General features: G+C 49.1%; 15 protein-coding genes and 1 tRNA gene. 8 read left to right on the forward strand and 8 right to left on the reverse strand.

The annotated features are described in order from the left end of the window. Window positions 1-7: 7 nt before the first annotated feature. On the reverse strand, window positions 8-1,651 hold the full coding sequence (locus tag SGI97_10000) for an efflux RND transporter periplasmic adaptor subunit (protein ID MDZ4724220.1): 1,644 nt from the start codon (window positions 1,649-1,651) through the stop codon (window positions 8-10). Between the two features lie 15 nt (window positions 1,652-1,666). Next, entirely contained in the window at window positions 1,667-3,010 is a 1,344-nt protein-coding gene (locus tag SGI97_10005; GenBank protein MDZ4724221.1) for a TolC family protein, read from the reverse strand. A 1,030-nt stretch (window positions 3,011-4,040) separates the two neighbouring features. Between SGI97_10005 and SGI97_10010 the strand changes: the two genes are divergently transcribed. Beyond that, window positions 4,041-6,599 carry a protein kinase gene (locus tag SGI97_10010; protein MDZ4724222.1) on the forward strand — a complete coding sequence of 853 codons (2,559 nt, stop codon included), beginning with the start codon at window positions 4,041-4,043 and terminating at the stop codon, window positions 6,597-6,599. 10 nt (window positions 6,600-6,609) lie between these two features. Here the strand turns inward: SGI97_10010 and SGI97_10015 are convergent, their stop codons facing one another. Further along, entirely contained in the window at window positions 6,610-8,187 is a 1,578-nt protein-coding gene (locus SGI97_10015; protein ID MDZ4724223.1) for a sigma-54-dependent Fis family transcriptional regulator, read from the reverse strand. 361 nt (window positions 8,188-8,548) lie between these two features. On the opposite strand from SGI97_10015, the gene SGI97_10020 reads away from it, so the two are divergent. From SGI97_10020 to SGI97_10030, 3 genes are all read left to right on the forward strand, one after another. Then, window positions 8,549-9,793 carry a hypothetical protein gene (locus SGI97_10020; protein ID MDZ4724224.1) on the forward strand — a complete coding sequence of 415 codons (1,245 nt, stop codon included), beginning with the start codon at window positions 8,549-8,551 and terminating at the stop codon, window positions 9,791-9,793. Window positions 9,794-9,874: 81 nt separating this feature from the next. Further along, the gene (locus tag SGI97_10025; protein MDZ4724225.1) at window positions 9,875-10,636 is read left to right on the forward strand and encodes a hypothetical protein; all 762 of its coding nucleotides are present in this window, start codon (window positions 9,875-9,877) and stop codon (window positions 10,634-10,636) included. A 32-nt stretch (window positions 10,637-10,668) separates the two neighbouring features. Further along, on the forward strand, window positions 10,669-12,219 hold the full coding sequence (locus SGI97_10030; protein MDZ4724226.1) for a hypothetical protein: 1,551 nt from the start codon (window positions 10,669-10,671) through the stop codon (window positions 12,217-12,219). A 222-nt stretch (window positions 12,220-12,441) separates the two neighbouring features. On the opposite strand, the gene SGI97_10035 is transcribed toward SGI97_10030, so the two are convergent. The 4 genes from SGI97_10035 to SGI97_10050 all read right to left on the reverse strand — a co-directional run bounded on the left by SGI97_10035 (window position 12,442) and on the right by SGI97_10050 (window position 14,180). After that, a complete protein-coding gene (locus SGI97_10035; protein MDZ4724227.1) occupies window positions 12,442-12,648 on the reverse strand; it encodes an amino acid transport protein in 207 nt (68 codons plus the stop codon). A 206-nt stretch (window positions 12,649-12,854) separates the two neighbouring features. Next, a complete protein-coding gene (locus SGI97_10040; protein MDZ4724228.1) occupies window positions 12,855-13,148 on the reverse strand; it encodes a GIY-YIG nuclease family protein in 294 nt (97 codons plus the stop codon). Window positions 13,149-13,429: 281 nt separating this feature from the next. Next, complete coding sequence (locus SGI97_10045) at window positions 13,430-13,909, reverse strand: hypothetical protein (GenBank protein ID MDZ4724229.1); 480 nt, start codon at window positions 13,907-13,909, stop codon at window positions 13,430-13,432. A gap of 198 nt (window positions 13,910-14,107) precedes the next feature. Next, window positions 14,108-14,180, reverse strand: a tRNA-Asn gene (locus SGI97_10050). A 274-nt stretch (window positions 14,181-14,454) separates the two neighbouring features. Here SGI97_10050 and SGI97_10055 point away from each other — a divergent pair. The 4 genes from SGI97_10055 (at window position 14,455) to SGI97_10070 (ending at window position 18,440) form a co-directional block, all read left to right on the forward strand. Continuing rightward, a complete protein-coding gene (locus tag SGI97_10055; protein MDZ4724230.1) occupies window positions 14,455-15,471 on the forward strand; it encodes a PDZ domain-containing protein in 1,017 nt (338 codons plus the stop codon). A 126-nt stretch (window positions 15,472-15,597) separates the two neighbouring features. Further along, window positions 15,598-16,569: an HPr(Ser) kinase/phosphatase gene (gene hprK / locus SGI97_10060; GenBank protein ID MDZ4724231.1), complete on the forward strand. Its 972-nt coding sequence runs from the start codon at window positions 15,598-15,600 to the stop codon at window positions 16,567-16,569. A 440-nt stretch (window positions 16,570-17,009) separates the two neighbouring features. Continuing rightward, window positions 17,010-18,014, forward strand: coding sequence for an isocitrate/isopropylmalate dehydrogenase family protein (locus SGI97_10065; protein ID MDZ4724232.1), 1,005 nt, complete (start codon window positions 17,010-17,012; stop codon window positions 18,012-18,014). 114 nt (window positions 18,015-18,128) lie between these two features. Continuing rightward, window positions 18,129-18,440 carry a hypothetical protein gene (locus tag SGI97_10070; GenBank protein ID MDZ4724233.1) on the forward strand — a complete coding sequence of 104 codons (312 nt, stop codon included), beginning with the start codon at window positions 18,129-18,131 and terminating at the stop codon, window positions 18,438-18,440. A 423-nt stretch (window positions 18,441-18,863) separates the two neighbouring features. Here the strand turns inward: SGI97_10070 and SGI97_10075 are convergent, their stop codons facing one another. Next, entirely contained in the window at window positions 18,864-20,609 is a 1,746-nt protein-coding gene (locus SGI97_10075; protein MDZ4724234.1) for a cation:proton antiporter, read from the reverse strand. Between the last annotated feature and the right edge of the window lie 458 nt (window positions 20,610-21,067).

Genomic DNA, 21,067 nt, shown 5'->3' on the forward strand with positions numbered 1-21,067 from the left:
TTCTCTTTTACTCTTTCATTCCGCCGTGACCGGCGTGAGGGTCAGATTGAATCGAGGTCATACCGGCTAATGCGGCCTTCAAGCGGCTCTCTGAGTCAATCAAAAAGTTCGCGCTGTTTACTACAATCTCCCCTTCGCGCAGGCCCGAAAGTATTTCAATTCTGTCATCTGTGCGGCTGCCTGTAGTGATAAGTCGCGGTTCGAAATGGGAAGTATTATGCACAACAAATACATACTGTCGCGAACCTTCATCAACTATGGCGTCTGGCGAGATTGTAAGCGCATCGGCAGCTGTCTGTTTAAACCGAACCGTAACAAACATGCCCGGTTTGAAATGTCCCTCTGGATTCGATAATGGAATCCGCGCTTTGGCTGTACGAGTGCTCTCGTTCAGAGTCGGATAGATAAATTGGACTTTACCTTGTATTGGATTAGCGGATCTGCCAAGGGTGATTTCGGCTGATTGTCCAGAAGAGACTTTGGTAAGGTCTGTTTCGTAGATATCTGCCAATACCCAGACTATGCTGAGATCGGCGACAGTATAGAGGGCTTGGTCGGAGGTGATGGATTGACCCACATTGACCATCTTCTCAAGCACAATGCCGCTAATGGGTGAACGTAAGAGCAGCTCAGGATTAGTTTTTCCAGACTTGATTATTTCTTCTATTTCTTTTTCAGACAACCCAAGAAGGCCAAGTCTGTGGCGTGACGACAAGAGAAGCTCAGTTCTCGTTCTCTTTAATGTGCTGTCGCCAATTGATTGCGCAGCTGATTGGGCGGCAAGAAGAAACTCTTGCTGAGCTTGGAAGAGTTCTGGACTATAAAGAGACAGCAAAGGCTCACCACGTTCGATTCTCTGACCGGTTTCATTTATAAAAAGCTTTTGTACAAATCCATTCGTGCGGATGCTGACTGAAGCCGTTTTCGCTTCGTCAGCAACTATGTAACCAACAGTCTCGATATCTTCGCTCAGACTCTCGTGTTTAACTGTTTCGGTCTTGACGTTGATAAGTTGCAGACGTTGCGGTTCAATAGTCACCGATACCAACCCGGGCACATTGCCAACATTCATATCCATATCGCCATGCATTTCATGCTCTTCTGCATCGCGAGGAATCAAATCCATTCCGCATTTTGGACATTCTCCGGCACTGTCTGAGACAACTTCCGGATGCATTGGACAGTAGAATTTGGCTGAAGAGTTTGTAGCTTTCATCGCTGGCTCAAGATTCATGCCGCACTTGGGGCACTTGCCCATTGTGTCAGAAACAACTTCTGGGTGCATCGGACAGGTGTAGTAAACCGAGGTATCAGAAGTAGAGGTCATGTTTTCGGAAGGGGTATCCGCCATTATATGATCTTTGCCGCCAATTGGAACAAGGCTCATGCCACAGATGGGACAATCCCCAGGCTGATTGCTCACGTATGTGGGATGCATTGGGCAATGGTATTGAATTTTTGCATCGACCGTCGTCTGCCAAGGCGCCAGGTCAAATGCTGTTAGAACCATTACTATGGCAAAGAGGGTCATAGCGCCAAGAAGGCCCCATCGTACAATTGACATCGTTTTCGTACCGGGAGGAGGAGCTTCTTCGCCTTCTGGCATTGCATTTGGGTCATTAAAATTATGTACGTTGTGTTCTTCTGTCATATTGATTTGCCTTACTTATTCGATTGTATTGTTGGGTGAGATAGAAATCTCACCAGTTCGCATTCCCGCTTGAAGTAGTGTCATTGCCAAATCAAGCTTCAGTTGCTCAAGGGATATGGCGTTGTCTTGAACCGCTCTTGCCTGCTGGATTACAGAACTATATGGTGTACGATTGGAAGAATATCCAGACATTCCGATTCGGAGAGCGTCTTCTGAGGCAGGAAGAATGCGGTTCTCATAAAGATGAATTTGTTCCTGAATGCGAATTGCTTTCTCAAATAATGCTGTCAATTCGGCATAAAGTTCACGTCGGCGCTGGGAAAGCTCACGCTCAACGCTTTGACTCATTATTACCATGGAATGAGCCATCTTTTTCTGCGAACGACCATTGAAAAGCGGTAATGATACATTAGCGCCAAAACTGACCATATCATCGCGAGGCATTTCATCACCGCCCATCCCTATATCTGAACCGGAGCGAAATCCGTATTCTGTCCTCAGTTCAATCATAGGCCATGACATCCGTTTGTTGGCTTGTGCTGATAGTCTCAATGACTCACTCTGTCCCTGTAGTCGAATGAGTTCAGGATTATGCTTTTCTGCTTGATTTAGCCAAGCGATGGGCGATGTGGGCACTGGAAGGCTATCCGGCAAGAGCGCGACAACAGGTCGAGATAAATCCTCGTTTCCACGAAGGGCGTTAATTTGAATAGTTGCCTCGATAAGTTCCTGGCTATAATTGATTATTGCAGCTTCATGCCGCCATTTTTCACTTTCAAGCGCCAAGACCTCGTCCTGTCCTGCTAAGTTAGAACTAAATCGAGCATGAGCCGATGCGGTAAGCTGGTCATCAAGAGCATGCTGGCGGACAAGACGCTCCAATGTAGTCTGTCGAAAGTAGAGTTGATAGAACGCCATAATCGAAGCCGACTCCACCTCAAGCTCCTTCATCGCGCTGTCTGCAGCCGCTTGGTCAATCTCCGCAAACGAGGCCTTACGTTCAAAGCCTCGCCTGCCGGAATAGGGGAGCTCCCAAGAAAGACCAAGAGTCTTCATGGTCATTGGGTCTTGGTTAACGTCGAACGAGGTGGGCAAATTCTCAATGCCAACCATAAGCATTGGATCGGTCCAAGCGCCGGAAGCCGATGATTTCTCGCGAGCCGATTCTATCATGAGCCTTGATGCCGCCAAGCGGTCGTTTCGCTCAAGAACCTGCGAGAGGAGCGAGCTAATCGTCAGCGTATCGGCATAGAGAACGTCAGGTGTCTCATTCGTCACCTGCGCGTCTGCAATACCATTAAGAAATAGCAAACTTGCAACAACTCTAATGCAGATCTCAATTCCTATTTGAGGAACCATGTTCATTCCTTCAGCTATACTTCGTGCATAGCAAAGTTGATAGTTTTCGAAGATGTAGTGTTGCCCTTAGACAACAAAACGCCTTAACAATGTTGGTGTGGGATTAGCAGATCGTCCAGTTAAAAACGATCTGCAAGAAAAAATCAGAGGCGAAGAACTGAGAATGTCCCCGGTGAATGGTCGAAGAAGAGTTCAAGGGCATGAGCATTATATGTGGAATAATCTTCAAGAGAAGATTGCATACCTTGTATCAGGGAGGGCAAATACGGTCCGTAAGAAAGCAGAGATAAAGTATTGATCTCTCCGACTTGGTCGCCAGCCTTCAAGTAGTAGAACCACCCTGGGCAACAGCTATGACTACGTGAATGATCAGAGGAGGAATGACAGGGTGAAGTAGTACTTGAAGAGGTTTCACTGTGACAGCATGGAGAGGCCGGAGGCGTGTCCGTAGGCGAAGCAGTGGTTACCGCTTTTGAATCAGAAGGATAGACAATACTACAAATACATCTGGTCTCGAATAATGAGACCATCGCCAGCAGAGCGATAAAGAGTTGAAATTGTTTTAAAAGACTTTTCATATTTTAAAATAGTCTACACTAAGTGTCGACACAACTAATACATAAATCAAGAATAAAATGTTCATTTTATTTTGGGGGGACAATGTCGCAACTTTTGAGCGCGGAGATTCATCAGGATTGAGAAGAAATACTCAAAAGTGACCGCAATCTTGTATACTGCTCCCTCGTCCACAAGGGTATAATCCTTCTTTCGAGATTTAGTGTTTATTTTGGCTGAGTCACGAGATCTTGAAAGTGAAGTCAAAGTTTCTCTGAGCATATGATCCGGTAGAATTGCTCCAATGAAGAGAAGCGCGTCGTTTGCATGGCTGGTAACTAACCATTGTTTCCGCCACCTCTCAGGGGTGATATTGTAAAAGGATGTTTTAGCTTGCTTTTAAATAGAATTGGAATGATCTTTACTTAATCAATCAGATCGTACTCATCAAAACCTTAAAGGGATAATTCGAGTCATGGCACATGAATCATCATTTAAACCGGGCATGATGATTGGCTCTTATGAGATTGTACGGCTTGCTGGTTCGGGCGGGATGGGGGAAGTTTATCTTGCGAACGATACAAGACTTCATAGGAAGGTTGCGCTCAAGGTTCTGGCCATTGACCATCAGCGGCCAGTTGATGTCCGTATGCGGCTTCAGCAAGAAGCGCAAGCATTAGCGTCTGTGAGCCATCCAAACATTGGCTCTATTTATGATCTCGTTGAGATTGACAATCGGCTCGTGATGGTCATGGAGTGGATAGAAGGTAAACTCCTTTCCAGTATAGTAGGGAGTGTCTCACAAGATCAGCTGCAATCAATAGCTGTGGATGTTGCTGCCGCTCTTTCTGCGGCTCACCACGCAGGCATTTGTCACGGGGACATTAAGCCGTCCAACATTATTCGCGGTGACGATGGCCGGACTCGGGTATTTGATTTCGGAATAGCGCGGACGTTTGCCGATTCCCTGAGTTACGCTGACTATTCCGGCACAATATCCTATATGGCCCCTGAGCTGATTTCAGGAAATGCTCCGTCACCACAGTCTGACCAGTTCTCGCTGGGTGTGCTTTTGTACGAACTAGCAACCGGAACAAAGCCGTTCTCTGGTGACTACGAAGCGGTCGTTCAATACCAAATCCTGAATCTGACCCCCGCACCGATAACTACGCTCCGTTCTGATCTGCCTCAGTTTTTGATTGACACGATTAATCAATTGCTCGAAAAGAATCCGGATCAACGATTTGGTGATACGTCAGAGATTTGTGCAGCGCTCGGACAACAGACTGCGGAGCCCGCATCAGGCCTCTTGTGGCGGCGTTCAGTCCGGGTCGCTTTGTCAGCAATTATCGCGGTGATTATTTTAAGCGCAGGTACGGCCATAGTCCGGTACGGCGGGCATGAGGAAACAGATGATTCAGAACGAAGGACAATCGCCGTGCTCCCCTTCGAAAACACCGGAGGACCGTCGCAAGGATATTTCGCTGATGGCATGACTGATGCGATAATCGCAGGACTCGCCCAAGACACGGCCGTCAGCGTTATCTCACGGCAGAGCGTTATGAACTACAGAGGGAGCAGTAAGACTATTCAAGAGATCGGCCGCGAACTGGCGGTCGCCTTCATCCTGACCGGCGGCATTCAGAGAAGCGCCAATACGAACGGTGATAATCTCCGCATAAGCGCGAATCTTGCCGACGTTCGCACTGGTCGAATGAGATGGGCCAAAGTGTACGACAGAAATCTGAATGGACTATTTGCCGTTCAGAATGAACTCGCAGTTGATGTGAAAAAGGCCCTGCATCTGAGCGACACTACTGGCAGGAATCTACCACCGCCCACTTTTAGTCTGAGCGCATACGATTTCTTCTTAAGAGGCAACGACTACTTTAATCGGGGCTGGTCTCACGAGGACATTCGGTTCGCAATCGGAATGTACGAAAATGCGGTTGCCGAAGACTCGAGCTTTGCGATGGCTTATGCTATGCTTGCGCGATGTCACGCCAGTATGTTTTGGGAGTATTTTGATCGTACTGATAGTCGATGCCTCCGAGCGCGGCAAGCGGCAGATCGTGCGATGACGCTTAAAAGTGATCTTCCTGAAGCATACCTCGCACTCGGCTACTACTATTATCATTGCGAGCTTGACTATATACGAGCGCTAGAGCAATTCTATATTGCACTTCGGTTAGATCCTAATAATTGCGAATTGCTGAATGCCATCGCCGCCGTAGAACGGCGTCAGGGAAATCTCCCCATGGCTTTGGAGCATTTTAAACAGTCTCAAAAGATCGATCCACGCTCACATCTTAAAGCATTTGAAGTTGGGCTGACATATGGACTGATGCGGCAATATTCCGATGCGCACATATACCTCGATCGCGCCATAACGCTTTGTCCAGACTGGTCGCTGGCATATATTTATAAGGCATGGTTGTCCATTCTAGAGGACGGCGATATTGAAGCCGCGCGAGGGACACTTGCAAAAGCTCCACCTGAAGCAAATCTGCAAAGAAGTCACTACTATTGGTGGCTTCAGCGAATTGTCCAACCGAATGTATCTCCCGAAATGACCCATATCCCAGTTATGGATGACACCGCAGCGTACTATCTGTTTCTGAGTCAAATAAACCGATTGAGGTCCAATTCCTATATGCGGCGTGCTTATGCTGATTCGGCACGTAACTGGATAGCGCCGCGACTTGCCACCGCGCCGAACGCCGCCCGATATAACAGCTATCTTGGATTGGCTTATGCCGAATTGGGCGAGAAAGAAAAGGGGGTGCAATTCGGACAGAAGGCATTGGAATTATTGCCGACCTCTCGCGATTCATTTGATGCCCTTTTTCTTCTTCTTAATATGGCCGAAATTCTGGTGATTGTAGGAGAGCAGGAACAAGCGATTGGGCAGATTCAATATATGCTCAGCCTGCCGGGGTTTGTCTCGAAGCCATATTTCAAGGTCGATCCGTTATGGAGGTCATTAGAGGCGCAGCCAGAATATCGAAAGCTGATATATGGAAGCAGCAGTTGAGCATGCTTGATTAATCGGCAGGCAGCTTGAAACCGTAACGGACCATTTTGTCTTTCAGCCCCTTTCGAGTCAAACCCAACTGATCTGCTGTGCGCATGATATTGCCATTGGTTTCGGCAAGCGTTGACACAATCATGGTCTTCTCTAATTTTTCAACGGCCTGACGCATTTCCCCAAGCGAAGTACCAATACTTGAGATTTCCTCAGTCTCATCGTGGATTTCAGGAGATAGATGATAAGGCTTAATCTCAGTTTCTGGATTGCAGACGACCGCCGCGCGCTCGATCACATGTTCGAGCTGCCGAGCGTTTCCGGGCCAGGAATATCGGTAAAGGGTGTCAAGCGCTTCCGATGAGACAGCCAGATTTGGCGCATTGAGCTTGATGCGCAGCAAGGAAAGAGCATGTTGCACCAACAGCGGAATATCGTCGCGTCGTTCTCTCAATGGCGGCAGTTCGATCGTGAATGTGTTCAGTCGATAGTAAAGATCTTCCCGAAACGTGCCCTTGGCGATTTCGTCCTTAAGGTTGCGATTTGTGGCCGACAGGACTCGCACCTTTACTGTTTCGGTCTTACTTGCGCCAACTGGCCTGATTTCACCCGACTGGATGACACGCAAAATCGCAGCCTGGGTTGACAGCGGCGCATCCCCAATTTCATCAAGAAAGATAGTACCACCTTGAGCCTCTTTGAATAGTCCCGGCTTTTCCTTGTCTGCGCCGGTGAATGCTCCCCTGACGTGGCCGAAGAGCTCTGATTCAAGCAGCGACTCTGTTTTAATTGCGCAGTTTTTCACAACAAATGGCTGGTGCCGGAGATCGCTGTTCGCGTGAATTGCCCGGGCAATGAGTTCCTTCCCCGTGCCGGTTTCCCCTGTGATAAGTACCGGAGCGTTATTAGCGCTAAACTTTGACGCCAGCATAAGCACATGACGAATTGCGCGAGACGAACCGACGATATTCTCAAAAGAAGGGCCAACCCCAAGCTCCGTGCGCAATATTGCGTTTTCATCCTTAAGCTGTTTGTACGATAACTCAAGCAGTTCGTTGTTCTGAGCCAGGTCTTTCAAGAGCTGTGCGTTGGCGAGTATTTGCGCAGACTGGGCCGAAAGAATTCCAACTAAACGGCAATGGTCCTCGGTGAATGGTCCCTTCTGACGTGATCGCACTAGCGCTACTACTCCTATCGCCTCGTCCCGAACTAAGAGCGGGCAACAGATCGCCGACGTGAACCGCCCATTATCGGAATCGAGATCCTGAAAACGTCTGTCAGTGTCCAGATCATCAATCCGCGCTAACTGGCGGTGAGAGAGCACCCAGCCAGCAAGTGATTGGCTTATTTGAAAAGGAAGTTCAGAATTTCGTCGGTCATTATTGCGAATAACTGTCGTTAATGCGTCAGCTTGCTTTTTTGACACGATGCTTATGACTCCCTGATCCGCTTCGGTTACTCTTGTCAACTCAGTAAGAATGATATTCATGATGTGATTTACTTCGCGGACCTGACAAATACGGCCGACTACTGTGTTAATCAGACGCAGTTCCTCTACGGCCTGCCAATTTCTCGGATCGGGTTGCATTGCGCTCATTTTTCTCAATTTCTTTGGTGCGTGTCTTCCATCTCAAAATAGGAAGGCAATGCCGTGAGGTCAACCTTTTAGTACTGATTGATTGAAAGCAAGTAACCACCAATTCAGCCTCAATTGTATAGTTTCTATCCTCTCGCTATTAATTTCGTCTTGATCTTGCTGCTGTCCACACCCTTGTCTGGCTTTAGCTTCAGACAGTTTCGAGCAAGTCGAATGTCTTTGGCACTAACCTTGCCTTGCATAGAGACATGGTAAACAAAATGGCTCGAAAGGAAGAAATGAGTACGAACGAAACTCAGAGGGTTAGTACGACCAAACTCATACAATCAGCAATTAAAACAATGACAGGAGAAGGAACACTATGATTTCACGAATGATCGCTCTGTTTGTGTGTATGGCACTGGCATTAATAGCCGGCGCCTGCCAAGAGAATAAAAACCCCATGAATTATGCCGACAACTTCTCGGCGAGGGCCAACAACGAAAACGCCGCGCTGAGTCCGGCGGCCTCTGCTCCTGATCCGTCGGGGCAGGTGACGATATCGGCAGGCAGCAAATCACTGACGTTCTGGCCATTCACATCGAACAACTTCGAGGGAGAACCGCAAGACCCGATTAACCTAATCTTTTTTGGGAAATGCGATCCAAGACAAATTCGCGCCGCATTAATGGGTCTGGATGGTGACCGATCGGCATTGGGCTTTCCGGCTGTTGCGCCCTTTAACTCACGATGGGATGATGCTATTGGAGATGTTCAAACCAGTTACGGCGATGGCGGATGGACCGGCGGCGTTATTCAACTCGCCTGCGGTGATTATATGTCAGTCCGTTTTCATTTACGACTGTTTACTATGGGCGAGTGGACGGTCGGCAATGTTCATTTTGAAGCATTGATCCCCGGCACGGCCGATCACCAAGTCCTCAATTGGGAAGTTGCCGAGCAGTTCGTGGTCGGTGATTTTTTCCGAAGCGGCTTGCTTGACGCAACTACTCCGGTAATCCAGACCGAGCAGATAAATCCCTCTCCATTTCGAACGATACCAGCAATTATCTATAATGGTCTCCCGCACGAATTACAGGGACTTATCGGAGGACCGATTGGACAGGTGCAAAACGACGTTCCGATAGGAACCGACGGCCATGCGATGATTTTGAATCTTGCTCATGCCGTTCCCGTAGTTCCCGAAACCAAGGTTCAGGAATTCGTAGTGTTTTACGACCAGGTCATTCCGAAACCATTCTGCAACGATGGCGATGATTACCTCTACGCGCAGGGACCGGTTACACTCGAACAGGTAGTGACAATAACTCATGATCTCAATTATGAGTTATCTTTCAAAGCTGAAGGCACATTGACCCTGACTCCGGTCAATCCGTTGGACGGTCAGCCCCTTGGTCCATCTCTGAGGGCGAAAGTAATGGAAAAACATAGGGGACGATTCACAACACGTAACTGGACAGTGGGCAGTTCCAAGCTGCAAAAGATCACTCCCGCCAACGCGCCAGGGGCGGGCTCGCTCAAAAGCGATCTTGAAATAAACTCAAATGGCAAAAACGACTACTCTATTTTCATCCGGTGCGCCGATGAGGCGATCGCTGGGAAATAGAGCTCATTGACATTAAGACGGGCGCCAGAAGGTTGGTTTTCTGCCCATATCTCTGGCGCCGCGAATAGGAGAAGAAGAAACATGAAATATTATTTATCTTCGTCGGCCTTTATGTTCTGCATACTTGCGATTCTTAGCGCAGACAGCGCCACAGCCGCTTCGAAACGGTCAGCGGCAGAGCTTGCAGGTCTGCCTGCCGTCGACAGCGCGCTCAAGATTACAAAGGTGCACACACCGGTCAGTTTTCCGCGTCTGATCACAGGGCTGGGTATTGGGCTCGCTACGGCCGGTACATCTTCGATCAAATCAGGATTGGATACCGTGCTGGCCTCATATGGAGTTGCTGGCAACTCCCGTATTGGTGAGCCGTCCACTTCAATTACCGCGGGTTTCCGCTTTCAATTCTCGGAGCGGCTAGGAATCTTTTTAGATTTTCTAAATGGAGGCACCCCGAACGCAAACCAGTTCATCAAATCGGCCGCCAGTGTCGGGTTAGTTGTGACTCCGTTTCGAACTCGCACCGGTTCCGCCGCTGTTTCGTTTGGAAGCGGTATAACGGTTCAGAAACTCGAGTCACATACTACCTATAACCTCCCCATACCCTCCAGCTTTGGCACACTGGAATACATTAGGATCGAAACACACAGTACTCTCGGCGTCCCGCTGGTTGCGATGCTGGAATTGCCCGCCGCCGCGACCTCACGATACAGCATGATATTCACTGCGCGGCACGTCTTCTCACCCGACGCCAAAGTGGAGGAAAACTACTCCCCCGGCACAAATTTTAAGGTCAATATGTCGGGAAACTACTTTTCCATAATGCTGAACGCTGGCATAAATTAGATTTTAGGTTTATAGAAAGAAGAGAGACTATTATGAAAAAGATAACGCCTTCAACAATTACATTGATTCTGATGACATTTCTTATGCTCAATAGTTGCGTACCCTACCGGCAGTGGGTGCCGCCACAGGGTCTGACAGCGAACACTAAAGGCCGCATGGAAGTTCTGACAAGGAACGGCAATGTCTATCGATTATCCAATGGACGTTTTATGAATTACAATATCTTGGGGTTAGGATCGGTGACAACAACCGAAAATAAGACAGATGCATTTGGGGGAAGTATCCCATTGGACAGTATTGCGCTTGTGCAGGTGCACCGCGAAGATCTGTTCGCTGGCCTGTTATCTACGGCGAGCACACTCGCAGTCGTCGTCTTGGGCATTGTTGCAACTGCCGAAGGCCAGACTGGGGTGACTGTCGGTATCCGTTACCCTCCTAGCTCCGGCGGCGGGTGGGGTTCCTGTCCGCTCGCTTATTCGCTCAAGGATGACAGCCTTCATCTCGAATCCGAAACCTATGTAGGCGCAATTTGCGGCAAACTTGAGCGAACTGCAACCGATGTGCTGAGACACTTAGGGCCATCTGGTGACAGTCTGACTCTCAGTATTCGAAACGACTCGCCTGAAACTCATCTGACCAATTCGGTGAGCCTGATGGCAGTAGATCATCCGTTAGGGACAGAGGTCGTTACAGATATCTACGGCACACTACATACCGTTGGAGATCGTATTCCCTGCAGAATGGCTCGCGATGAACGAGGGCGCGATGTCACATCGCTGGTCGTATCCAGAGATAGCTCTTCGTATACAGCCAATCTGATTGAAATCGATCCTGAAAATGAGGAAGATCTTCGCGATGCCGTCACAGTTGAATTTAACTGTCCGCCCGAAGCACGCCGCGCCAAACTTATCGTGACCTGCATGAACTCAGACCTTGCCGACTACGCTCTCAACAAGCTCTTCTCGTTGCGCGGTCCATCAAAACTGCAGTACTATCACAAGCTCGACAATGACCGATCTGAATTTTTTAAGCTGGTTGGATGGATGTTTCGCGAGGGCGGGCTTGAAGTTTCGGTGTGGGATAATGACCATTGGGTCCGCAATGGTTCAATTGCAGGAGTAGGCGGACGAGTCTTTGGCGAGCGAATAGTTTTAATTGATCTTGCGGTAACTGACAGTAAAGTCCGTGTGAAACTTGAAGGGACATCCGGACTGTGGAAGGTCGATGCGGTTGAAATAGATTACTCCGAAGATGCCGCGTTCGAGCTTACGGAAGCTCACTTGCGTCAGGCGCTGACAAACAAGGGGGAAAATATTGCGTCAATTCTCGCTGACCAGGATCAGGACTACTTCCGGACAATCACAGATGAATGGGTCAATTTGTCATTTGATACTGTTAAGATCAAGTCCGGCTTCAGCCGAAGCTACATTTTGAAAACGACCGGCCACTACTTCGGCTGGTTTGAACAGGATGATCAGGACAATAGCGCTGTAGCCGATCGCATTTTGACCGAGCCATTGTACGGAAGTAAGCTCTATCTCAAAGACTGGCTGCGGGCGAAAGCGACGGTTGCGAAAAAATAAGCTTCGAAGAAAGGACCGCCTGCCTTCACACCATGGTGGACAGTGGTTCCGCCTTGGGTGTCAGTCTCGACGCGCTATTTTTACACTGACCGGGGAAGCTTAAGACATGAGTAAGGTCACTTGCGCTGAAATTTTCACTTTTCTCATTGGTCGATTCCATTAGTCTAAATGGATGAAAATGAATAATACCATTAGTAAAAGTGTAACGAAGTATTTTATCATTCAGTCACCCTTGATAACAAAGGGGACAGTGCAGAGAACTATCGACAGGCACACAAGCAGTGTCAGGTTCTCGACAAAATAAGGCGCGACACACAACAGGGCTCCTGAGAGCATCGGCAGCCACCGGCGTTGCTTTTTGCCATAGATGAAAAATCCGGAGCCAACCGATCCGGTGATGAGCCCGATAAGGAGAGTGGTTCCGGTCATTGTCTTTTCGTCCAGCGCTTAACGTTATTGATAGGTCAAACATATATACCTGCCGCAGGGAATTTTTCATCAAGGATTCACCGGGGCAGGTTACTTTACGTTTGACAGGATCATAGTAAATATATCGGGAGAAGATTGGCTGAGCATGAGCCCAACCAGTTGGGACTATTTGTCAAACAAGAGTCGTAATGCTCGAATCAGCGAAATCAATGCGGCTGTCCGGCCTTGATGAATGGTTGAGCAGACTCCTTCACAAACGCCTCTTTTTTCCGTTTGGTCCATCCTTTAATCTGCCATTCTCTTTTGAGAGCAAGTGATCGCGAACTGCACTGTTCTGTGTAGACCACATTGACCGGTAGACGAGCGCGAGTGTATTTGGCTGCATTACCAGCGTTGTGCGCACGAAGCCGCTCGTCTATATCAGTTGTTATTCCGGTATACAGACTATTATCGCGGCAGCGAAGAATGTAGAGTTTGAGCGGCTTTTTGTGCGCTGACATATTTTACAATCCGTGCATATCGTTTTGACGTATACTCTCTTGCCAGTCGGGCAATTCAATGTCTTCTCATCTACTATTATGATACCGCGTTCACTGAGCGAGGTCAAATGTTCTCGTTGAAGTCCTATATGGCAATATAAATTGTTGGGCGGCTGTAAAGAAGAATGTAACTCCAGAAAAAGTGAACCGTCAGGTGACACTTCTGCCTCGCTCAAATCGCGTCGCAAGCGAGAGCTGAGGGAACGGTTCTACCACTGCCCATGCGCCACCGAAAAGACCGCTTAGTCGAATTCATTCCTGGGATCGGCGGGGACCTGCGCCAATCCAATCCGACCCATTGCTATATTCGCTTGACTGTAGCTTTCTCCTTTCATCGGAGCGCCATGAAGACGCCGGAGCATCGCCAGTTGTCCGGTATGCGTCAGGGCATCGGCAATCGGCCCTTGGAAGATTTTCGTCAGATCCGTTGCAATCGGCCCCTCTGTAGAGAGTGCATCATCGAACTTGCCAAGTGCTTTAAAAAAGCGTTCGCATTCCTGCGTCCAAGGGAGAGGCGTGGCATCGTTCCACTTGATATTCCCGCTCACCATGGTGAATGCCCAGTCGAACACATCCCCCATGTGCGCCACAACCTGAACCGGAGTTTTTGAGGTAGGCCCCGGTTTAAAATCTGCAAATGACTCCGGTGCTCCGCGCATTGTCTTGGCCGCGCGGTATGCGAGAGTGGCTATTGTGTGTCTGAGAAACTCTCTATCGGTCATAAACTCTCCTGTTGGTATTCGCACCGTCTTGGCTCATCCGGAGCCGGGTGTTCCATTTCAATGTTCCGTCGGGCCTTGCCCATACCGAGGCTTTACCGAGGGATAAGTGTAACCTGAAGGAACATTTTTAACAAGATCACTTTAGAAATCTTCGAATTGCCTGAATTTTTGCCTAGTTCGCAAAATCGTTCTAAATAGCTCCCGCGGCAGGACTCGAACCTGCGACCCGCTGATTAACAGTCAGCTGCTCTACCAACTGAGCTACACGGGAGTGTCAGACAATGATTCAATTTGAACGACGCCCCCAAAAACAGCTACCCCGCTCTTGTGCTAACTGATTGTCTCACAAAAGCTCCGTAACCGCTTCAAAGGCAGGCAATAGTATATCCCTTTTCCGGCCGTTGTCAACGCCTTTTTCCGTCCTATTTTATCTATAATAAAAATTAAAATGCCCGCTTGAGCCTTGCGGAACAAATCAAAAAAACTCACGTACAACCGACCAGATATACGACCAACAACCACTTTTTTAAAGGAGTACTAACACTATGAAAAGGATTCTCCCGCAGTCTCTTATCTTTGCATTGGCTGTGCTTTTCATCGGCGGCGACACTATCGCCCAGACAAAATATCGCTCCAAACGCTCCCCGAACACCAATCATGCCCGCCTCGGTGTCTTTACCCAAACAGTCGATGACGACCTCGTGGACGCCTTCAAACTCAAAGTTGCTTATGGCGTCATTGTCAATTCCGTCGTCGATGACTCTCCCGCCGAAAAGGCCGGAATCGAAGAAGACGATATTATTATCGCCCTCAATGGCGACAGAATTACAGACGAAGATGAGCTTATTGCCAAAGTCTCTGCCGGAAAAGCCGGTGACGAAGTCACCGTCAAAATTATGCGCGACGGTAAAGAGCTGAACCTCAAAGCGACTCTTGATGAGCGCGATGACAACGATAATGACAATATGCGGATGTTTCGCAGTGATAATGCCCCTAAAGCCCCTCGCGCTCCGCAAACCCCAAATGCTCCGAATAGAATGAATACTTCTATGTCATTGCAGGGGTATATCGGCGTCTCGCTCTTTGAACTCAACGACCAGCTTTCGGACTATTTTGGCGTGACCGGCAAAGGCGGCGTGGTTGTGACCGAGGTCGAGAAAGATTCCCCGGCATCCAAGGCGGGTCTCAAAGCCGGCGATGTGATTATTTCAGCCGACGGCGATGAAATTTTTGATTCCGGCGATCTGCAATCGGTCATCCGCGACAAAAAAGACGGCGAAAAGGCCGAATTGTCTATCACTCGCAATAAAAATAAAATGATAATCTCGGTCACCGTCGAAGAGCGCGAATACGAATCGACCTGGGGAAATATGAATAACTTCTCGATACCCGATATGGGGAACTTCAATTTCAATATGCCAGCAATGCGCGGTCTCCATCGCGGGAATAATGATGACGGCTCATGGTCATTTGACTCTGATGAATACCAGCAAAGCATGAAAAAACTTCAGGCCGAGCTCGAAGAACTTCGCGCCCGGCTTCAGGCTCTTGAAAAGAAATAGACTTCTCGTTCTTAATACGGTGATGGCACAGCCCGCCAAAATCACAGAGGAACCCCGCTTCGGCGGGGTTTTTTAATAAATACAAGCTTGCCCCGTGTCGCATGATAATTCTATATTGATTTTACCATGGCGACTATAACAGTTGAACAACTCTACCTCTCGCGCACCAATGAACTTGAACTGACCCTCCTCAGTTCAAATTCCTCCGGCCTGCAAAAAGATATTCTCAATGCCGAAGTCCACCGGCCGGGACTTGCCCTCACCGGCTATTTCGAACGCTTTCCCAACAAACGCATTCAGGTCCTGGGTGAAACCGAGGTCGGCTACATGGCTCAGCTCGCCCAAGAACGCCTGCTTGAAATTTCGAATATGATGTTCGCCGCCGACATTCCGCTTGTGATAATATCCAAAGGGATCACGCCGCCGCTTGAGTTTATCGATTGCGGTGACAGGTATAACACGGCCATCATCTCCAGCCGATTGACAACGGCCGAGCTGACTAACCGGCTTTCGGCGTTTTTAGATCACAAATTTGCCCCTTCAACAAATGTCCATGGCACACTTGTCGATGTCTACGGTGTCGGACTGCTTTATACCGGCCGCTCGGGAATTGGAAAATCAGAAGTCGCCCTTGACCTCGTCGAGCGTGGGCATCGTTTGGTCGCCGATGATATCTGCAAGATTACTCGTGTGGCTCCCGATGTCATTATCGGCTCAGGCTCGGAACTGCTTGGGCATCATATGGAAATTCGCGGCGTGGGGATTATCGACCTTGAGGAGCTTTTCGGTATCCGCGCCATTCGTCTGCAGAAGCGTGTCGAAGTCGAAGTTCATCTGACCACATGGGATGAAACCGCGACCTATGAGCGGCTGGGGCTTGAAGACAACACGACAACTATTCTGGGGGTGCAAATCCCGATTCTCAATGTGCCGATATCGCCGGGGAAAAACATCACAGTTATATCCGAAGTTATCGCCATGAATCATATGCTCAAAGTCTATGGCGAAAACTCGGCGGTCGAATTTTCGAAAAAACTCTCTCAGCGTCTCTCCCGCCAATCGACTACCAAAGAGTACCTCGAATCCGATTACGAGTGATTTATGCTCATAATTGAAGCTATCCTTACCTCCCCATAAAATTCACCCGCCCCAATCTCTCAACTGGGACGGGCTTCCCCCCCACTGCGGGCGAATGCACACACGTCCTCCCGCGAGGGAAGGGTTATGTGTCATAAATTTTATGTATAGCAAAAGCTCCGGTCACGAGAACAGGCGCTCAAGTTGCCTGTGAGGCAACGATGGCGGATAAACAGCAAGACTTATACCGTTTCATGTTCGGTAAGCCTGATGCTTAGTCAGTGTGCGCGAGGAATTAACAACAGTCAGAGACGCAATTATAAAATCTTGAAGCCTTAATGTCAAGACAATAGTTGAAGTTGTGCGACATCTTTCATAGAAAAAATCATTTATGCATGGAATCGGGCTTTTATTCGTGCCGGTTTTTCAGTAAAATATGTCGAGTTTAACAAAAGAGGAAAATGGCAAAGCACACAATTACCCTTATCCCGGGCGATGGCATCGGCCCCGAAGTTACCGCCGCAACTGTGCGAATACTGGATGCCGCCCGAGTGGATATTGACTGGGATTACCAGCTTGGAGGACTCCAGGCGATTGAAAAATTTGGCTCGACCGTTCCCGATTCGCTTATTGAGTCCATTAGCAAAAATAAGATTGCTCTCAAAGGCCCCCTTACAACACCAATCGGCAAAGGCTTCAAATCGGCCAATGTCACTCTGAGACAAAAGCTGGACCTCTATGTGAATCTCCGTCCGGTCAAATCGATAAGCGGTCTGAATCGGCGCTACCATAATGTGAATTTGATAGTCGTGCGGGAAAACACCGAGGATCTCTATGCCGGCATAGAAACTGTCGTCTCGCCGGGCGTGACCCATGCCACAAAAGTAGTCACCGAAAAGGCATCGCGGCGGATTGCCAAATGGGCATTCGAATATGCCCGCGCCAATGGCCGCAAAAAGATTACGCTCGTTCACAAGGCCAATATCATGAAAATCACCGATGGGCTATTTCTGTCGGTTTTTGAGGAGGTCGCAAAAGACTATCCAGACATTGTCTCAAACAATCGGATAATCGACGCGCTCTGTATGGATTTGGTCCTGGATCCGACCCAATACGATATGCTCGTATTGGGCAATCTTTTCGGGGACATTGTCTCAGATTTGGCCGCCGGACTTGTCGGAGGATTGGGACTTGTCCCGGGCGCAAATATCGGCGAGAATTGCGCCCTGTTTGAGGCCGTTCATGGCACCGCGCCGGATATTGCCGGAAAAAATATCGCCAATCCGAGTGCGCTTATTTTTTCCGCCGTGCTGATGCTTCGCCATATCGGGGAGCACGAAGCCGCCAATAAAATCTGGCGGGCGATGATCTACACTCTGGCTGTTGACAATCACCTGACCCGCGATCTAGGCGGCACCTGCTCGACTGATGAGTTCGCCAACCAGATTATCCGTGAACTGAATTAGCGATATTAGAGAATTCTCTTAAAAAAATCCTACCGTTTCAGCAAAACTTACTTTTGCCCTTGGCGATTTCGGGCAATAGTATATATTTATTCAGGCGAAACGAAAGGATAGGCTATGGCAACAGACGGACTTATATGTTGGAATTGTGGGAAACCAACCGGCATTGCCGACCGGGTTAACCGAGCTGATGCCTGTGTTGCCTGCCTTGCTGATCTGCGTTGTTGCCGCGGATGCCGGCATTTTGACCCGACCCGACGCTTTCAGTGCATGGAACCGATCGAGACCAATATCCCTCACAAAGAGAAAAGTAATTTCTGTGATTTCTTCCAGATGCGTCTGGCCATTAAAGGACCCGGTGGACTTGTGAAAAAAACGGACACGAAAGATTCGCTCAAGAAAAAATTCGACGATCTCTTTAGCGACTGAATCCGGGTATAAGGCTCAGCAGAATATCTTTAATTTTCGTGTGGTCCGCCGCGGCGGACTGTCGCGCACAGTGTGGCCGTCAGGTCACACTCACATCTTCGATGTGTGCAAGACCTAACGGAACATCAACTGAAATTGCTTCATCGCGCCTCAGAAGTCATTCCTCGCAATGACTCATTGCAATGTCACCCCAGCGCCTGCCCGCTGTGGTGGGAAAGCTAGGGGGTCCATCTTCTCTTCAGTCTTGTACCACACTCAGCCGTGACGGACGGTGTGATTTTAACGTTGGTGTCGGGCAGAGAAGACTCGTGGGGCATAAGAATGACCCGCGCTCCAAGACGAAGAGAACTGAGATTGCCGCGTTTCGCTTTAGAAAGCGAAACGCGGCAATGACGGGTTGTGAGCCTGTTTCGATATCCCCCCTTACTCCGTCAGTTCTGCTCGGATCTTGCCGGACTCGGCTTGGATAAGTCTCTCCTCCACACCCACAGCCCGCAAAAGGAATTCCGAGAGCCCGACTGCCGCTTCGGCCTCTTCATAGCAGACCGATGTTGCGCCCAAATCTTCAAGCATCACCCTCTCTGCCAGATAGCGCGCTCTGACCAGAATAACGATACTGTCGTTCAGTTCTCTCGCGATCGATATGACCGGTATGCGGCTCAACAAATCGGGAATAGTGATAATAAGAAATTTCGCCTGTACCACCCCTGCGGCGGTGAGGATTTCAGGCCGCGCGGCATCGCCGTAAATGGATGTTATCCCCTGTGTGTTGAGCCTGTCGACCGTATCGATATTGAGTTCGACCACAACCGGATGAATGCCAAAATCCTCGAGTATCCGAGTAACCGTCTGACCCACCGGCCCATAGCCGATAACAATAGCGCGGTTTGTTTCATCCTCGGTGGAGAGCTTGGCAATGGCATCGATATTTGACTTTTTTGCACGGGCATCGGCTCGCTTGTGAAGCAACTTCCAAAGCGCCGGTCTGCCCCGCAACCACTTTTCAATTCCGGTAGATGCCCGAAAGAGCAATGGATTCACACTTATTGTGATAAGGGCTGCGGCGATAAGGGCATTCTGGCCGTCCTGCGAGAACAACCCAAGATTTAATGCGGTCGAGGAGAGAATGAAAGAGAACTCGCCTATCTGCGATAGAGCCAGTGCAACGGTAATGGCAGTTCGCACAGAATAGCCCAACAAAATAACCAGAACAAGCGCGATGAACGGTTTGGCGATGAGAATTATAGCCAGCACGGCGACAATCAAACCGGGATTGGCAATCAAGAAACTCGGATCAAAGAGCATTCCGACCGAGATGAAAAATAGCACCGCGAAAGCATCTCGCATGGGAAGAGCATCAGCCGCGGCCTGAAGTCCTGCTTTTGACTGGCCGACCACCATCCCGGCGAGAAAGGCGCCCAATGCGAAAGATGCTCCGAATATTATAGCCGAACCCGATGCTATCGCCAGAGCGAGCGCCAGTACTGTCAGGGTAAAGAGTTCGCGTGAACGCGTGCGAGCGACTTGGGTGAGAAGCCAAGGAATTGCTCTCTTGCCTGCAACAAGCACGATAGCGCTGAGGACGACCAATTTCAAAACTGCCGAGCCAAGGGCAAGAAATATGTTTGAGCCTCCATTTTCAGCATTGACAGATGAAGCAAATGCCGGTAGAAGCACAAGCACCAAAACCGTAAAAATATCTTCGACAATAAGCCAACCGACAGCGATATGGCCTTGGGGAGAATCCAGCACATTATTATCCATTAGGACACGGGTCAGCACAACCGTACTGGCAACAGAAATGGCTACACCGAGAATGATTCCGCTTCCGAGCGACCAGCCCCAGAAAGTCGCGACAAGCGCCCCGAGAACAGTTGCCGTCACTATCTGCCCTACGGCTCCGGGGATGGCGATCTTCCTGACAGCTATGAGGTCTTTTAGATGGAAGTGAAGTCCCACACCGAACATAAGGAGGATAACGCCGAACTCGGCGAGTTGTCCGGCTAATTCCGCATGGGCGACAAATCCCGGTGTGAACGGACCGACTACGATCCCGGCGAGGAGATAGCCGAGAATGGGGGAAAGTCCAAGGCGCTGTGTGATATACCCGAAAATCAGTGCGGCGGAAAAACCGATAGCAAGCATGAGTATGAGGTCAAAACTATGCATAATCTTTCGTCAACAATACAATCGCAAAAGGGCTGCGGGTTTGGGTTTACCAAGTGTAATTTGACGATGAATCTTATGCAAGTCTAAGATGAAGCCGCCAGCCTGCACGGATAAGCGAATTTGAGTTTGCCACGCCTGCCCGCCTGAAACAGGACACCTCTCAACGACTAACTATTAATGTCATTCCGGCGCAGGCCGGTAACCAGTGTTGATATTCTTGAGGGGTGTCACCCACCTCCGTCACGACGGACGGTGTGATCTTTTCTTTCCCACTATCTCTGGGATAGGTCATATTCATGAGACTAAGAATCGCTGAACCGTTCGCCTGCGGCGAACCGAGGCGGACTCGCTACAAGAGGAAGAGAATATGAGATTGCCATCCGCCACGGCGGACTCAGAAGGTGAAACTCGCAATGGGCATAATAGCCAAAAAGTGTTGGTAAATTTCTGATATCTTC

Source organism: Candidatus Zixiibacteriota bacterium (assembly GCA_034439475.1).
In the GTDB taxonomy this organism is placed as follows: domain Bacteria; phylum Zixibacteria; class MSB-5A5; order GN15; family FEB-12; genus JAWXAN01.

What these genes read in the sequence shown, in the direction of transcription:
- hprK (MDZ4724231.1), top strand. Translation starts at nt 15,598, where the DNA reads ATGGCGACTATAACAGTTGAACAACTCTACCTCTCGCGCACCAATGAA.
- SGI97_10015 (MDZ4724223.1), bottom strand. Translation starts at nt 8,187, where the DNA reads ATGAGCGCAATGCAACCCGATCCGAGAAATTGGCAGGCCGTAGAGGAA.
- SGI97_10045 (MDZ4724229.1), bottom strand. Translation starts at nt 13,909, where the DNA reads ATGACCGATAGAGAGTTTCTCAGACACACAATAGCCACTCTCGCATAC.
- SGI97_10030 (MDZ4724226.1), top strand. Translation starts at nt 10,669, where the DNA reads ATGAAAAAGATAACGCCTTCAACAATTACATTGATTCTGATGACATTT.
- SGI97_10035 (MDZ4724227.1), bottom strand. Translation starts at nt 12,648, where the DNA reads ATGACCGGAACCACTCTCCTTATCGGGCTCATCACCGGATCGGTTGGC.
- SGI97_10070 (MDZ4724233.1), top strand. Translation starts at nt 18,129, where the DNA reads ATGGCAACAGACGGACTTATATGTTGGAATTGTGGGAAACCAACCGGC.
- SGI97_10005 (MDZ4724221.1), bottom strand. Translation starts at nt 3,010, where the DNA reads ATGGTTCCTCAAATAGGAATTGAGATCTGCATTAGAGTTGTTGCAAGT.
- SGI97_10000 (MDZ4724220.1), bottom strand. Translation starts at nt 1,651, where the DNA reads ATGACAGAAGAACACAACGTACATAATTTTAATGACCCAAATGCAATG.
- SGI97_10065 (MDZ4724232.1), top strand. Translation starts at nt 17,010, where the DNA reads ATGGCAAAGCACACAATTACCCTTATCCCGGGCGATGGCATCGGCCCC.
- SGI97_10075 (MDZ4724234.1), bottom strand. Translation starts at nt 20,609, where the DNA reads ATGCATAGTTTTGACCTCATACTCATGCTTGCTATCGGTTTTTCCGCC.
- SGI97_10025 (MDZ4724225.1), top strand. Translation starts at nt 9,875, where the DNA reads ATGAAATATTATTTATCTTCGTCGGCCTTTATGTTCTGCATACTTGCG.
- SGI97_10010 (MDZ4724222.1), top strand. Translation starts at nt 4,041, where the DNA reads ATGGCACATGAATCATCATTTAAACCGGGCATGATGATTGGCTCTTAT.
- SGI97_10040 (MDZ4724228.1), bottom strand. Translation starts at nt 13,148, where the DNA reads ATGTCAGCGCACAAAAAGCCGCTCAAACTCTACATTCTTCGCTGCCGC.
- SGI97_10055 (MDZ4724230.1), top strand. Translation starts at nt 14,455, where the DNA reads ATGAAAAGGATTCTCCCGCAGTCTCTTATCTTTGCATTGGCTGTGCTT.
- SGI97_10020 (MDZ4724224.1), top strand. Translation starts at nt 8,549, where the DNA reads ATGATTTCACGAATGATCGCTCTGTTTGTGTGTATGGCACTGGCATTA.